This is a genomic window from Hydrogenovibrio sp. 3SP14C1 (assembly GCF_029625905.1).
Taxonomy (GTDB): Bacteria; Pseudomonadota; Gammaproteobacteria; order Thiomicrospirales; family Thiomicrospiraceae; genus Hydrogenovibrio.
The window spans coordinates 1-235 of sequence record NZ_JARTLM010000335.1 but is presented as its reverse complement, the minus strand read 5'-3'; the positions used below and the strand labels follow the sequence as shown (position 1 = coordinate 235).

The window sequence follows — 235 nt, the reverse complement described above, 5'->3', positions numbered from 1 at the left end:
CTGGCCTATCGCACCGAGGCGTATCAGCAGCGCGGTGAATCGGTCTCGCACTCATCGGCGGAAAAGCGACTGGTGGGCTTAAAGGCGGAGTTTCCGTGGCTGCGGGATGTTTCCAGCGTGATCCTGCAGCAAACGCTCCGCGACCAGAAAGCCGCCTTCGACAACTTCTTCAACCCAAAGCTCAAGGCGCGCTACCCACGTTTCAAGCGCAAGGATTGCCGGCAGTCGATCCGGC

1 pseudogene is annotated in these 235 nt (G+C 60.4%); it reads left to right on the top strand.

The window, feature by feature from the left end:
- A pseudogene (locus P8629_RS12750) lies at positions 1-235 on the top strand (hypothetical protein); the annotation flags it as partial.